Annotated in this window: 13 protein-coding genes; 11 read left to right on the top strand and 2 right to left on the bottom strand. The window is 67.3% G+C overall.

Translation table 11 applies throughout. The annotated features are described in order from the left end of the window. Nucleotides 1-322 precede the first annotated feature (322 nt). From gspD to gspF, 3 genes are read left to right on the top strand one after another with little or no spacing between them, the layout of a single operon-like run. Entirely contained in the window at nucleotides 323-2629 is a 2307-nt protein-coding gene (gspD, locus tag BTH42_RS23225) for a type II secretion system secretin GspD (RefSeq protein ID WP_075303503.1), read from the top strand. Further along, nucleotides 2626-4152 (top strand): type II secretion system ATPase GspE, encoded by a 1527-nt coding sequence (gene gspE / locus BTH42_RS23230; protein WP_075303504.1) that lies wholly within the window; start codon nucleotides 2626-2628, stop codon nucleotides 4150-4152. Before gspD ends, gspE begins: the two co-directional genes overlap by 4 nt. Nucleotides 4153-4156: 4 nt before the next feature. Beyond that, nucleotides 4157-5374 carry a type II secretion system inner membrane protein GspF gene (gene gspF / locus BTH42_RS23235; protein ID WP_075303505.1) on the top strand — a complete coding sequence of 406 codons (1218 nt, stop codon included), beginning with the start codon at nucleotides 4157-4159 and terminating at the stop codon, nucleotides 5372-5374. A gap of 72 nt (nucleotides 5375-5446) precedes the next feature. Here the strand turns inward: gspF and BTH42_RS23240 are convergent, their stop codons facing one another. Then, nucleotides 5447-5860 (bottom strand): type II secretion system protein N, encoded by a 414-nt coding sequence (locus BTH42_RS23240; protein ID WP_075303506.1) that lies wholly within the window; start codon nucleotides 5858-5860, stop codon nucleotides 5447-5449. A gap of 135 nt (nucleotides 5861-5995) precedes the next feature. Here BTH42_RS23240 and gspG point away from each other — a divergent pair, with 135 nt between their 5' ends. The 8 genes from gspG (at nucleotide 5996) to BTH42_RS23280 (ending at nucleotide 12163) form a co-directional block, all read left to right on the top strand. Further along, entirely contained in the window at nucleotides 5996-6460 is a 465-nt protein-coding gene (gene gspG, locus BTH42_RS23245; RefSeq protein WP_075303507.1) for a type II secretion system major pseudopilin GspG, read from the top strand. 178 nt (nucleotides 6461-6638) lie between these two features. Beyond that, the gene (locus BTH42_RS23250; RefSeq protein WP_075303508.1) at nucleotides 6639-7172 is read left to right on the top strand and encodes a GspH/FimT family pseudopilin; all 534 of its coding nucleotides are present in this window, start codon (nucleotides 6639-6641) and stop codon (nucleotides 7170-7172) included. 49 nt (nucleotides 7173-7221) lie between these two features. Continuing rightward, nucleotides 7222-7614 carry a type II secretion system minor pseudopilin GspI gene (gspI, locus tag BTH42_RS23255; protein ID WP_075303509.1) on the top strand — a complete coding sequence of 131 codons (393 nt, stop codon included), beginning with the start codon at nucleotides 7222-7224 and terminating at the stop codon, nucleotides 7612-7614. Next, on the top strand, nucleotides 7592-8266 hold the full coding sequence (locus tag BTH42_RS23260; protein WP_075303510.1) for a type II secretion system protein J: 675 nt from the start codon (nucleotides 7592-7594) through the stop codon (nucleotides 8264-8266). Before gspI ends, BTH42_RS23260 begins: the two co-directional genes overlap by 23 nt. Nucleotides 8267-8298: 32 nt before the next feature. Then, on the top strand, nucleotides 8299-9393 hold the full coding sequence (gene gspK, locus BTH42_RS23265; RefSeq protein ID WP_075303523.1) for a type II secretion system minor pseudopilin GspK: 1095 nt from the start codon (nucleotides 8299-8301) through the stop codon (nucleotides 9391-9393). 28 nt (nucleotides 9394-9421) lie between these two features. Further along, nucleotides 9422-10855, top strand: a complete 1434-nt coding sequence (gspL, locus tag BTH42_RS23270; RefSeq protein WP_075303511.1) for a type II secretion system protein GspL — start codon at nucleotides 9422-9424, stop codon at nucleotides 10853-10855. Next, nucleotides 10852-11355 (top strand): type II secretion system protein M, encoded by a 504-nt coding sequence (locus BTH42_RS23275; RefSeq protein ID WP_075303512.1) that lies wholly within the window; start codon nucleotides 10852-10854, stop codon nucleotides 11353-11355. Before gspL ends, BTH42_RS23275 begins: the two co-directional genes overlap by 4 nt. 28 nt (nucleotides 11356-11383) lie before the next feature. Next, nucleotides 11384-12163, top strand: a complete 780-nt coding sequence (locus BTH42_RS23280; protein WP_075303513.1) for a type II secretion system protein N — start codon at nucleotides 11384-11386, stop codon at nucleotides 12161-12163. A gap of 172 nt (nucleotides 12164-12335) precedes the next feature. On the opposite strand, the gene BTH42_RS23285 is transcribed toward BTH42_RS23280, so the two are convergent. Continuing rightward, nucleotides 12336-13952, bottom strand: a complete 1617-nt coding sequence (locus BTH42_RS23285; protein WP_075303514.1) for an efflux transporter outer membrane subunit — start codon at nucleotides 13950-13952, stop codon at nucleotides 12336-12338. Nucleotides 13953-14139 lie beyond the last annotated feature (187 nt).

Here is a 14139-nt window from a genome sequence, read left to right on the forward strand (position 1 = left end):
TACCGGCAGTCCGGGCACCGTCAAGTTGGCTAACCGACATAAGCCAGTACAAATCCCGATATTCGTCGTTCGCCCGTTATGCCGATTTCCTTTCAATCGACTAACGGCAGCACGAACTTTTTACGGAATCGGATCTGGTCGAGTTTTTTGTTTCAATTTCGACATGAAAAGCTGGTACTGTTCGTTTTTTTCGAACGTCGGGCGGTCGCCTTAACCGGCTCGCAGACCGCTCGGGCGGTGGCCTGGTGCCGAATCCGCATCGCATGACCGCCAGCGGCGACAGCTGTTGGTATCGATATCACATTCCATGAGAAGAAATTGTATGGCTTTGCGTCGAGTCGCAACGGCGCTGCTGGTGGCTGGCTTGATCACCGCGCAGACAGCACAGGCAGAGGTGACACTGAATTTCGTCAATGCCGACATCGATCAGGTCGCCAAAGCGATCGGCGCTGCGACCGGCAAGACGATCATCGTCGATCCGCGGGTCAAGGGGCAACTGAACCTCGTTTCCGAAAACGCGGTGCCTGAAGATCAGGCGCTCAAGACATTGCAATCGGCGCTGCGCATGCAGGGCTTCGCCTTGGTCCAGGATCACGGCGTGCTGAAGGTGGTGCCCGAAGCCGACGCGAAACTGCAAGGCGTACCGACCTACGTCGGCAATGCGCCGACCGCGCGCGGCGACCAGGTCGTCACGCAGGTCTTCACGCTGCGCAACGAATCGGCCAACAATCTGCTGCCGGTGCTGCGGCCGCTGATCTCGCCGAACAACACCGTCGCGGCCTACCCGGCCAACAATACGATCGTCGTCACCGATTACGCGGACAACGTGCGCCGCATCGCGCAGATCATCGCCGGTGTCGACAGCGCGGCGGGCCAGTCGGTCGCGGTCGTGCCGTTGCGAAACGCCAATGCGATCGACATTGCCCAGCAACTGAACAAGATGCTCGACCCCGGCTCGATCGGCAGCACCGATGCGACGCTGAAGGTGTCGATCACCTCGGACTCGCGCACCAACTCGCTGCTGATCCGCGCATCGAACGCCGCGCGTCTGGCCGCCGCGAAGGAACTCGCGAAGCAGCTCGACACGCCGACCACGATGCCCGGCAACATCCACGTCGTGCCGCTGCGCAACGCCGATGCAACCAAGCTCGCGCGCACGCTGCGCGCAATGCTCGGCAAGGGCGGCGGCGGTGAAGGCGGTTCGTCGGCCGGCTCGAACGAGGCCAATTCGTTCAACCAGAATGGCGGCGGCGGTGGCGGCGGCAGCAACACCTCGACCGGCATTTCCGGCACCGCGCCGTTGCCGTCGGGTGGCCTGGGCGGCGGCAGTTCGATGAATTCGCCGATGGGCGGCGGCTCCGGCTCGGGCAAGGATTCCGGCGGCTTCCTCGGCGGCGACAAGGACAAGGGCGGCGAAGACCAGGGCGGCGGCATGATCACCGCCGACGCGGCGACCAACTCGCTGATCGTCACCGCGCCCGAACCGGTGTACCGCAATCTGCGCGCGGTGATCGACCAGCTCGACGCGCGTCGCGCGCAGGTCTATATCGAGGCGCTGATCGTCGAGTTGAACTCGAACACCAGCGGCAACCTCGGCATTCAGTGGCAGGTCGCGAACAGCTCGATCTTCGCCGGCACGAATCTGCAGACGGGTTCGAGCAACAGCATCGTCAATATCACCGCGACCGCGGCGGCGGCCGCCGCCGGCGGGGCTACCGGCGGCGCCGCGCTCGCGTCGGGACTCAGCAATCTGCAACAGGGCTTGAACGTCGGCTGGATCCGCAACATCTTCGGCGTGCAGGGCCTCGGCGCGCTGCTGCAGGCGCTGTCGCAAACCGCCGACGCGAACGTGCTGTCCACCCCGAACCTGATCACGCTCGACAACGAGGAAGCGAAGATCATCGTCGGTACCAACGTGCCGATCCAGACCGGCTCGTATTCGAACCTGACCAGCAGCACGACCAGCACCGCGTTCAATACGTATGACCGCGTCGACATCGGTCTGACGCTGCACGTGAAGCCGCAGATCACCGACGGCGGCATCCTGAAGATGCAGCTGTACACCGAAGACTCGGCGATCGTGAACGGCACCAACAACGCATCGACGAATCCGGCAGGCCCGGAATTCACCAAGCGTTCGATCCAGTCGACCGTGCTGTGCGACAACGGCGAGATCATCGTGCTCGGCGGTTTGATGCAGGACAACTACCAGGTCAGCAACAGCAAGGTGCCGCTGCTCGGCGACATTCCGTGGCTCGGCCAGCTGTTCCGCTCGGAGCAGAAGACCCGCGACAAGACCAACCTGATGGTGTTCCTGCGTCCGGTGATCCTCACCGATCGCGACACCACGCAAGCGGTCACCGCGAATCGCTACGACTACATCCAGGGCGTCCAGGGCGCGTACCGTTCGGATAACCGCGTGATGAAGGATCGCGACGATCCGGTGATGCCGCCGATGCCGATCGGCCCGAGCCAGGGCGGCGTGCCCGCGATGAACCTGTTCAATCTGGATCAGATGCGCCGCCAGCAGGCGACCCCGCCTCAGGCGCCGCAACAAACCACGCAGCCGGCGGTCGACCCCGCCAACGGCGCGGTACCGAACACCGTGGCGCCGGGAGCGCGTCCGTGACGCAGACCCCCGCGCAAACCGCGCCCTCGTCACGCCCGTCCAACGGCGACGCCGCTGCCGCCGGCGAGCGCGCGGCGCCCTCGCCGCTCGCCGCCCGGATGGTGCCGTACGGCTTTGCGCGCAGCGGCCAGATTCTGGTCGCGCATCAGCATGCCGACAGCCTCGAAGTGTGGATCAGCGAGCGCACCAGCGAAGCCGCGCTCGCCGAAGTCGCGCGCAATTACGGCGCGGTGTCGGTGGTGCGGCTGCCGGCCGACGAACTCGCGCAGGCGATCAATCAGGCGTACGCGCGCCAGGACGGCAGCGCCGCGCAGGTGGTCGGCGAAGTGGAAGGCGAAGTCGATCTGTCGCGTTTGATGCAGGACATCCCCGAGGTCGAGGATCTGCTCGAATCGGAAGACGACGCGCCGATCATCCGCATGATCAACGCGCTGCTCACGCAAGCGGCGCGCGAACAGGCATCGGATATTCACATCGAGCCGTTCGAGAATGCATCGGTGGTGCGTTTCCGTGTCGACGGCACGCTGCGCGACGTGGTGCGGCCGAAAAAGGCGCTGCACGGCGCGCTGATTTCGCGGATCAAGATCATGGCGCAGCTCGACATCGCCGAGAAGCGTCTGCCGCAGGACGGCCGGATCACGCTGCGGGTCGGCGGCCGGCCGGTCGACGTGCGGGTCTCGACGCTGCCGACCGGCCACGGCGAGCGCGCGGTGCTGCGTCTGCTCGAAAAAGACGCGTCGCGGCTGAACCTCGAAGCGCTCGGCATGGCATCCGACACGCTCGGCCAGTTCGACAAACTGATCGGCAAGCCGCACGGCATCGTGCTGGTGACCGGGCCGACCGGCTCCGGTAAGACCACCACGCTGTACGCATCGATGTCGCGGCTCGAGACCGAGACCACCAACATCATGACGGTGGAAGACCCGATCGAATACGACCTCGCCGGCATCGGCCAGACCCAGGTCAACGAACGGATCGGCATGAGCTTCGCGCGCGCGTTGCGCTCGATTCTGCGCCAGGACCCGGACGTCATCATGATCGGTGAAATCCGCGACCTCGAAACCGCGCAGATCGCGGTGCAGGCGTCGCTGACCGGCCACCTCGTGCTCGCGACGCTGCACACCAACGATGCGGCATCCGCCGTCACGCGTCTGACCGACATGGGCGTCGAGCCGTATCTGCTCGCGTCGTCGCTGCTCGGCGTGCTCGCGCAGCGGCTGGTGCGGCGGCTGTGCCCGGTGTGCCGCGAAGAGCGCACCGAGGAAGACGGCAGCAAGCGCTGGCATCCGGTCGGCTGCGAGCGCTGCGGCCAGTCCGGTTACGCGGGCCGGCGTGGTGTCTATGAACTGCTGCTGATCGACGAATCGATCCGCTCGCTGATTCACCGCAACGCGGCGGACGCGGAAATTCTCGCCGCCGGCCGCGCGCAGGGAATGCGCACGCTGCGCGAGGATTCGGACCGCTGGCTGGCATCGGGGCTGACCTCGCTCGAAGAAGTGATTCGCGTGACGGGCGGAGTGTAAGCGCATGCCGGCATTTCGTTTCGAAGCGATCGACGCGGCGGGCAAGGCGCAAAAAGGCGTGCTCGACGCGGACAGCGCGCGCAGTGCGCGGACCAATCTGCGTTCGCAGGGACTCACGCCGCTGGTCGTCGAACCGGCCGCGTCGCGCACCCGCGGCGAGCGCAACCAGCGGCTCGCGTTCGGGCGCCGGCTGTCGCAGCGCGAGCAGGCAATCCTCACGCGCCAGCTCGCGAGTCTGCTGATCGCCGGCCTGCCCCTCGACGAAGCGCTCGCGGTGCTCACCGAGCAGTCGGAGCGCGACTACATTCGCGAGCTGATGGCGTCGATCCGCGCGGAAGTGCTCGGCGGTCATTCGCTCGCCAATGCGCTGCAACAGCATCCGAAAGACTTTCCCGAGATTTATCGCGCGCTGGTCGCGGCCGGCGAGCACACCGGCAAGCTCGGTCTGGTGCTGTCGCGCCTTGCCGACTACATCGAGCAGCGCAACGCGTTGAAGCAGAAGATCGTGCTGGCGTTCACGTACCCGGCGATCGTCACGCTGATCGCGTTCGGCATCGTCACGTTCCTGCTCAGCTACGTGGTGCCGCAGGTCGTCAACGTGTTCGCGAGCACCAAGCAGCAACTGCCGATCCTGACCGTGCTGATGATGGCGCTGTCCGGCTTCGTGCGGCACTGGTGGTGGGCGATGCTGATCGGTCTGATCGTGGTCGTCTATCTGGTGCGCGCGACGCTCAAGCAACCGGGCCCGCGCCTCGCGTTCGACCGGTGGCTGCTGACCGCGCCGCTGCTCGGCAAACTGGTGCGCGGCTACAACACCGTGCGCTTCGCGAGCACGCTCGGCATTCTGACCGCGGCCGGCGTGCCGATTCTGCGCGCGCTGCAGGCGGCCGCCGAAACGCTCAGCAACAACGCGATGCGCGAGAACATCGACGATGCGATCGTGCGGGTGCGCGAAGGCACGTCGCTGTCGCGTGCGCTCGGCAATACGAAGACGTTTCCGCCGGTGCTGGTGCACCTGATCCGTTCGGGCGAAGCGACCGGCGACGTGACGACGATGCTCGATCGCGCGGCCGACGGCGAAGCGCGCGAACTGGAGCGGCGCACGATGTTCCTGACGAGCCTGCTCGAGCCGCTCCTGATTCTGGCGATGGGGGGCGTGGTGCTGGTGATCGTGCTGGCGGTGATGCTGCCGATCATCGAGTTGAACAACCTCGTGCAGTAACCGCAAGCACGACGAAGTAAAGACGAGAAACGAAAACGGGCGCGGCGTGAACGGTGTCAGCCGCGCAATCGTTTAGCGCACGTAGATGGTGGGGCCGCCGGTGTTGGCTGGCAGGAAGATTTCCGAATGCGCGCCGTTGCGGTCGATGATGATCGAGCGGGCGCGGACCTCGGAGAGCTTCGTGCCCTGCATCAGCGTGCTGCCGAGCGACACCGCGTGCGGCGGCTCGCCACCGACGCTGACGATCGCCGCGGCGCCTCGGGTCAACGCGAGGATGCCGAACAGATGGATGTCCTGGTTCACGTTGCGCGTGAGCTGTCCGCCGAACAGCGTCGCGGCCTGGTCGGTCGAGACCTGCTGATGCGCGGCCGCGGCCGGCAACGGCGCGCCGGACATCGTGGTGAGCGTGATGACCCAGTAGGTCAGCGTCGCGCAGAAAACGGCGAACAGCGCGAGCGACAGGAGACGGATTTGGATGGCGTTCATGCGCACATTGTACGGACTATTGTGAAAATTTCGGTGAGTTGAAACCCTTCAACTCCATGACATTAAAATGACTCGCCCGGCTGCTCGAAGAGCGCCACGAGTCGAATCTTTCACCTGAAAAGAGGTAAGCAAGCTATGCAACTGTCGACCATCCGCCGCGCTGATAACGCGGGTTCGCAGCGCCGTCGTCAGCGCGGTTTCACGCTGATCGAAATCATGGTCGTGATCGCGATTCTCGGCATTCTCGCCGCGCTGATCGTGCCGAAGATCATGAGCCGTCCTGACGAAGCGCGGCGCGTCGCCGCCAAGCAGGACATCGGCACCGTGATGCAGGCGCTGAAACTCTACCGTCTCGACAACGGCCGCTATCCGACCCAGGAGCAGGGCCTGCGCTCGCTGATCGAAAAGCCGAGCACCGACCCGGTGCCGAACAACTGGAAGGACGGCGGCTACCTCGAACGTCTGCCGAACGATCCGTGGGGTAACGCGTACCAGTATCTGAATCCGGGCGTGCACGGCGAGATCGACGTGTTCAGCTACGGCGCCGACGGCAAAGCGGGCGGCGAAGGCAACGATGCCGATGTCGGGTCCTGGCAGTAACGCGGCTCGAACTTTAGAACCTTCGAACCGAAAACCCGTTAGAGCCCGATGATGCTCCCGCACGCGTTCGCTTCGCTTTGCGCCCTGCCCGCCTCGCTGTTCAGGCCGGGCGCGCGGCATCGCGCGGCGCGCGTGCTCCACCGATGCGTTGCAGTCTGAGTTTCCGTTGATCGTCCCGATGGCCGGCACTAACCGCATGTCCGCTTGCAAGTCCCGTGTGGACACTCCGTGTACGGCTTTGCGGCCGCGCGCGAGCCGCCGCCGCGCGGCCGGCTTCACGCTGCTCGAAATGATGGTGGTGCTGGTGATCGCGGGTCTGCTGGTGTCGCTGACCGCGGTGACGATGACGCGCAATCCGCGCACCGATCTGAACGAGGAAGCGCAGCGTCTCGCGCTGCTGTTTGAATCCGCCGGCGACGAAGCGCAGGTGCGCGCGCGGCCGATCGCGTGGCAGCCGCTCGACGGCGGCTTCCGTTTCGATCTGCGCACCCAGGACGGCTGGCGGCCGCTGCGCGACGATCTGCTCGGCCCGCGCCAGTGGGAAGGCGGCGTGACCGGCGTCGCGATCAGCTATCCGGGTTCCGATTCGCACGCCGAACGAATCGTGTTCGGCACCGAGGCGATCGACGTGCCGGTCCAGGTCACGCTGTTTTCGGCGGCCGGTCAGGCGACGATCGTCAGCACCGGCAACGGCCGTTACGAGGTGCGCTGAGATGCCGACGCGCCGTCGCGGAATTGTCCGCACTCCTGCCCTTTTCAAGATGCGTCGCGCGAGCGTTCGCGCTCAGCGCGGCTTCACGATGATCGAAGTGCTGGTCGCGCTGGCGATCATCGCGGTCGCGCTGGCCGCGTCGATTCGCGCGGTCGGCAGCCTCGCGAGCGGCGAGGCCGATCTGCACCGGCGCCTCCTGGCCGGCTGGAGCGCGGACAACGCGCTCGCGCAACTGCATCTGACGCATACCTGGCCGAACGTCGGCTCGACGACCTTCGACTGCTCTCAAGGCAACCTGCAATTGCTCTGTACCGAACATGTGACGGCGACGCCGAATCCGGTGTTTCGCCGTGTCGAAGTGATGGTGACGATGCCCGGGCGTTCCGGCAATCTCGCCCAGATGGTCACGGTGGTCGCGAATGAAAGCAACCGCTCGCTCTGAGCGCCGCCGGCGCCGCGGCACGCGTGGCTTCACGCTGATCGAACTGCTGGTCGCGATCGCGATTCTCGCGGTGATCGCGGTGCTGTCGTGGCGCGGACTCGACCAGATCATCCGCGGCCGCACCGCGATCACCAACGCGATGGAAGACGAGCGCGTGTTCGCGCAGCTGTTCGACCAGATGCGGATCGACGCGCGCCAGGCCGCCAGCGACGACGAATCCGGCGGCGCCGCGGTGTCGGTGTCCGGCAATACGCTGCAGTTCGTGCGGCATATGGTGCTGCCGGGCAGCGCGCCGCGTTTGCAGGTGGTGCGCTACATGATCTCGAATGGCCGTGTGGTGCGTTACACGTCGCCGCCGCTCGGCAATGTCGGCGACTTGCGGCACGCGCTGCGCGGCAGCGACGAAAACTGGAACGCGGTGCCGCTGATGGGCGGCGTCGGCGCGATTTCCGCGCGCATGTACGTGCCGAAACTGGGCTGGACCACGCAGATGAGCGACGTGCAGACCGCGCTGACCGAGAACCTGAACAACCTGAAGGTGCCGCAGCTCGGCAACGCGCCGCTGCCGCGCTCGGTGACGGGGCTCGAGGTCAGCATCGGCGCGACCTCGCTCGCGCGGCCGATCCGGCGTGTTTTTCTGATCGGAGAATGAAGATGACGTTCTCCTCGTGGTCGAAGCGGCGGATGGCGGTGAAGGCGCGAACCGGCAGGTTTGCGAAGGCGCGCGAACGCGGCGCGGCGATCATCAGCGCGCTGCTGGTGGTCGCGCTGTCGGCGATCCTCGTGTCCGGGATGCTGTGGCGCCAGCAGGTGCAGGTGCGCCGGATCGAAAACCAGCGGCTGCTGTCGCAGGCGCAATGGGTCGCGCGCGGCGCGCTCGACTGGACCCGCCTGATCCTGCGTTCCGAGGGCGACACCGCGGCCGGCATCACCTATCTGGGCGGGCTGTGGGGCGTGCCGATCGCGCGCACGCGGCTGTCCGACTTCCTCGGCCAGATCGGCGAGGTGCGCGCCGAGCAAGGCGCGGAGACCTACCTGTCCGGGTCGATCGAAGACGAGCAGGCCAAGTTCAACCTGCGCAATCTGGTGACGACCCCCGCGCCCGGCGTGATGCAGATGAGCGCCGAGCAGGTCGCCGCGTATCAGCGCCTGCTGCTGTCGCTCGGTCTGAGCGGCCAGCTCGCGAAGGCGACCGCGCTGCAGATGCGCGCGGGCCTGTCGCAATCGGCGACGCGCTTCCAGACCGGCGCACCGACCGGCGCCAGCGCGCCGACCGCGATCGGCGGCGGCACCTCGAGCGGCGCGTTGTCGAACCAGCCCGGCATCGAAGACGGCGACGAAGATCCGGCGGTCGCGCCGCTGCTGATGACCAGCGTCGATGCGCTGCTCGACATCCCCGGCTACACGCCGGAGACCGTCGCGCGGCTGCGCCCGTTCGTCACCGTGCTGCCGACCACCACCGCGGTCAACATGAACACCGCGCCGGCCGAGGTGATCGCGGCGGTCGTCACGGGCATGAGCCTGTCGCAGGCGCAGACGCTGGTCGCGCGCCGGCAGACGGTATTTTTCCGCAACTCCGGCGACGTGCAGCTCGCGCTGACTGCGTCCGGCGTGCAGTCGGCATCGATCGATCCGAACCAGTTCGACGTCAATTCGAACTACTTCCTCGTCCACGGCCGCGTGCAGCACGAGCGCGCCGAAGTCGACCGCACCACGCTCGTCTTTCGCGATCCATTGACTCACACGACGCGTATCGTGCGGGTAAAAGACCAACTATGAACAACGCAATCCACAGAGAGAGTGGCCTTTGAGCACGCTGATCGTTCTACTGCCGCCGCGTGATCCGGCGGTGCCCTCGCAGGAGTGGCAATTGCCCGAACTGCCGTTCGTGCTGCTCGACAAGACCGGGCGGACGCAGCGCACCGGCCGCTCGGCGCTCGCGCTGCTGCCGCGCGCGAACACGGCGGTGCTGATGGTCGCCGCGCGCGACCTGCTGCTGATGCCGGCCATGCTGCCGCCGCTGCGCGGTCCGAAGCTGCGTCAGGCGCTGCCGAACATCGTCGAGGATCAGCTGATCCAGGATCCGCAGACCTGCCATATCGCGGTCGATTCGCAAGCGCTCGGCGATGGCCGGCAACTGCTCGCGGTCGTCGATCGCGGCTGGTTCCGCTTCATTTGTGAGGCGTTTACCGCGGCCGGCCATCGCAGCCTGCGCGCGGTGCCGGTCACGCGTTGCCTGCCGCAAGCGGCGCTGGCCGACACGGTCGCGAGCGTGACCGAGGCCGCTGAAGCGCACGCCAACTCGCACGCCGATGCGCGCGAGCCGGTGCTGGCCACCGCGGCGAGTGCCGCGACCGCGCTGCCGGGCGTGGCGCCGGTGGTCGCGCCGGATGCGCCGTCGGTGGTGCCGATGGTCGCCGCGGTGCTCGGCGCGGTCGTGCAAACCGCGCCCGCGCTGCTGCTGGAAGGCGCGGTCGAAAGCGGCGTGCCGCGGGTCGAACTGGCGATTGCGCGCGGCGCGCAGGGCGAAGGTCTGGCGGCGCCGGCCAACGCGGTGAACGCGACGCTCGGCGCGCTCGCGGGCGCGGCGCCGGTGTCGCTGTACATGCTGACCGAGCTGCCCGGCAACGAGCCGAGCGGCAGCGCGACCAGCCCGGGGCGGCTCGCCGCGCATATTCACGGCGCGAGCCCGCTGCCGTTCGAGCAGCTCGCGCGGCGCGCGCTCGAATGCCGCTTCGACCTGTGCCAGTTCGAATTCGCGTCGCAGCCGTGGCGGCTCGACCGCGCGACGCTGCGCCGTCTGCGTCTGCCGATCCTGCTCGGGCTCGGCGCGCTGATCGTCGCGATCGTCGGTGCGAACGTGCAGTGGCTGATGCTGTCGCGCCAGCGCGACGCGATCAACACGCAGATGACCGAGCTGTTGCTGAACACCTTCCCGAAGACCACCGTCGTGCTCGACGCGCCCGATCAGATGTCGCGCCAGTTGCAGCAATTGCGGGTCGCCGCCGGCGAGCTGTCGCCGGAAGATTTCCTCGCGCTCTCCGACGGGCTCGCGCGCTCGCTGTCGCCGCTGCCGGTCAACGGCATCGCCGGGCTCGACTATCACGAGCATCGCCTCGACGTGACCTTCAAGCCGACCGTGAAGGTCGACGCCGACTTTCCGAAGCGCCTCGCGCGCAACGGCCTGAGCGGCGCGATCGACAGCAGCACCGGCAAGTGGACCATCAGGAACGGACAATGAAAGCAGAACTCCTTCAGACCTGGGCTGGCTTCTGGGACCAGCGCACCGATCGCGAAAAGGCGCTGCTGACGTGGGGCGGCGGTGTGCTCGCGGTGGTGATCGCGTGGTCGGTGCTGTGGGCGCCGGCGCAGGAAGGCCGCTCGCATCTGCGCGAATCGCTGCCGAGCCTGCAACGCCAGCTCGCGCAGATGACCGCGCAGGCCAACGAGGCGCGTTCGCTGTCGGCGGCCGCGCAGGGTGTCGCGCCGACCGGCGCGGCGCTCAAGGACGCGCTGTCCGGCTCGCTCGGCGAGCATGGGCTGGCCGCGACCCAGGTGCAGTTCGTCGGCAACGCGGTGCAGGTGCAGATGAAAAACGTGTCGTTCCCGGCGTGGACCGCGTGGGTCGACGACGTGCGCCGGCAATTCAAGGTGCAGGTGTCGGAGGCGCATATCACCGCGCTGAAAGACGACGGCCAGGTCGATCTGACGGTTGCGATGCAGCCGTCGACCGCGAAATAAGCACCCGCCGCTCGCTACAGGGACTCGCATGAATTACTGGATGTGGCGCCTGCGCAAGGCGCTGCCGTGGCTGGTGGTCGCGGTGTTGTCGGTCGCGGCGGTGACGCTCGCGCTCGCGCCGGCGGCCTGGGTGACCTCGCAGTTCGCGCGGCAGACGCACGGGCACGTGAATCTCGTCGATGCCGACGGCTCGTTGTGGCACGGCTCGGCGACGCTGATGCTGGCGGCCGGCTCCGATCTGAGCACGGCGACGCTGCTGCCCGGGCGGATCGAATGGCATACCGCGTTCTGGCCGCTGTTCACCGGCCGGGTGCGGATGACGATGCGCCACAGCGAGGCGATGCCCGAGCCGATCACCGTCGATGCGAGCCCGCGCAGCGCGACCGTGACACCGGGCGCGCTGGCGGTGCCGGCCTCGCTGCTGGTCGGGCTCGGCGCGCCGTTCAATACGCTCGATCTGCAGGGTCACGTGCAGCTGTCGTGGTCGGACTGGCGCAGCTTCAACGGCCAGGCGTTCGGCCAGCTGACGATGACGCTCGACGACGTCAGCTCGCGCGTGTCGATGGTCAAGCCGCTTGGTTCGTACCGGGTGGTGTTTCAGGCCGAGGGGGCGTCGTCGACGCTCAATCTGAGCACGCTGAAGGGACCGTTGATGCTGAACGGGAACGGCACGGTATCGGCCGCGTCGACGTCGTTTCATGGGACCGCCAGCGCCGCGCCGGAGCAGCGCGATAACCTCGCCGGCTTGCTGAATCTGCTCGGGCGGCCGAGCGGGCCGGATACGGTGGCGCTGACGTTCGTGCATTGAACGCAGGCGCGCCGGTTGGCGCCGGCGCTTCGCTTCCTTCGGGTGATGAAAAAAGAGGCATGACCGCGAAATGCGGGCATGCCTCTTTTGCTTTGCGGCTTGCTTTGCGGCTTGTTTTGCGGCGGTTTTTTGCGGTGCTTCTTTTGACGGCGCTGTGGTTGCCGCGCCGCGCTTATTTGCTTTGCACTTGCGCTTGCCCCGGCGCCGCAGCGCCACTCAGCGCTGCGGTTTGAGCGGCCGGCGTAGTGGCCGCCGCACTCGGCGACCCAGCCGCACCCGAAGCCGGCAACGGCGCGGGCGCCGCCACGTCTCCGGTCTCGCGGTTCATCTGCGCCACCTCCCAGCCGCCGCCGAGCGCCTTCACGAGCCCGACCGACGACACCATCCGCTGCCCCGCGATGCTCTCGAGCTTCTGCTCGGCGGTAAACGCGGTGGTCTGCGCGGTCAGCACGTTGACGAAGCCGACCGTGCCCGACTTGTACTGGTTGGTGACGATCGCGAGCGCCTGGCGGGCCGAATCGACCGCCTGCCGTTGCACGACGATTTCCTGTTCGAGGATGCGCAGCGACGCGAGATTGTCCTCGACATCCTGGAACGCGGTGAGCACCGTCTGCCGATAGGTCGCGACGTCCTGATCGTAGGTCGCGCGCGCGGCCTCGGTGCGGGCCTTGCGCAGGCCGGCGTCGAAGATCGTCGCGGCCAGTTGCGGGCCGAGCGTCCAGAAGCGCGACGGCACCGTGAACAGTTGCGAGAACACCGAGTTCTCGAAGCCGCCGGACGCCGACAGCGTCAGCGACGGGAAGTACGCGGCGATCTCGATGCCGATCTGCTCGTTCGCCGCGGCCGCCTTGCGTTCCGCCGACGCGATGTCGGGCCGCCGTTCGAGCAGCGCCGACGGCAACTGCGCGGGCACGGCGGGCGGGGTCGCGGTGAGCGGCATCGGCGGCAGCGAGAACATCGAGGCCGGCTCGCCGATCAGCACCGCGATCGCGTGCTCGTCCTGGGCGCGCTGGATGCCGTTGTCGATTGCGGCGGCCTGCGCCGATTGCAGCTGGGTTTGCGCCTGAATCACGTCCGCGCGCGCGGCGACGCCGGCCGCGTACTGGTTTTGCGTGAGCTGCAGCGAGCGCTGATACGCGGCGACGGTCTCGTCGAGCAGCTTCTGCGTGGAGTCGAGCGCGCGCAGCGAGAAGTAGGTCTGCGCGAGCGTGGCCTGGGCGGATAGCCGCGCGTTCGCGAGGTCGGCCGCGGCGCCCTGCTGGCCGGCCTTCTGCGCATTGACCGTGCGCGCTACCGAGCCCCACAGGTCCGGCTCCCAGCTCGCGTCGATCCCGACGTTGTAGCTGTTGCCGATGCCGGCGCGGCTCGTCGCGGTCGTCGCATTGCCGCCGGTCGATGCACCGTTGCCCGAGCGCGATACGCTCGCCGACGCGCCGATCGTCGGGAAATACGCGGCGCGCGCTTCGCCGACCAGCGCGCGCGCCTGCCGGTAGGCCGCCGCGTACTGCGCGATGGTCTGATTCGCCGCGTTGAGCTTGTCCTGGAGTTCGTTCAGCTGCGGGTCTTCGTAGATCGCCCACCAGTTGCCGCGATCGTGCTGATCGGCGGGTTCGGCGACTTTCCAGCCGGGCGCGGCTTCCTTGAACGACGCGGGGATCGTGGTGTCCGGCCGCTGATAGTTGGGACCGACCGCGCAGGCGGCGAGCAGCAGCGCGCAGGCCGCGCTGATGGCGAGGGTCGGGACGCGCGACGCAAGCGGCCGCGCGCGCGGGAGTCGATCAGACTGCATGCAATGAATTCCTTCTGGACGCCGCGATGCGGCCGGGACCGGCGCGGCCGGCCGGGCGACTCGTGGTGTGCCGGAATGTTAGCGTATGAGCCCGCGCGAGCGCGGGAAACTGAAAGCTGAAAGGTTAATGCGAGGCGGTGCGCAGGTGTGTTACTTGCAGTGACGCGATGGTTACGCGTTGTTACCG

The sequence above is a fragment of the Burkholderia sp. SRS-W-2-2016 genome, from assembly GCF_001931485.1.
In the GTDB taxonomy this organism is placed as follows: domain Bacteria; phylum Pseudomonadota; class Gammaproteobacteria; order Burkholderiales; family Burkholderiaceae; genus Paraburkholderia.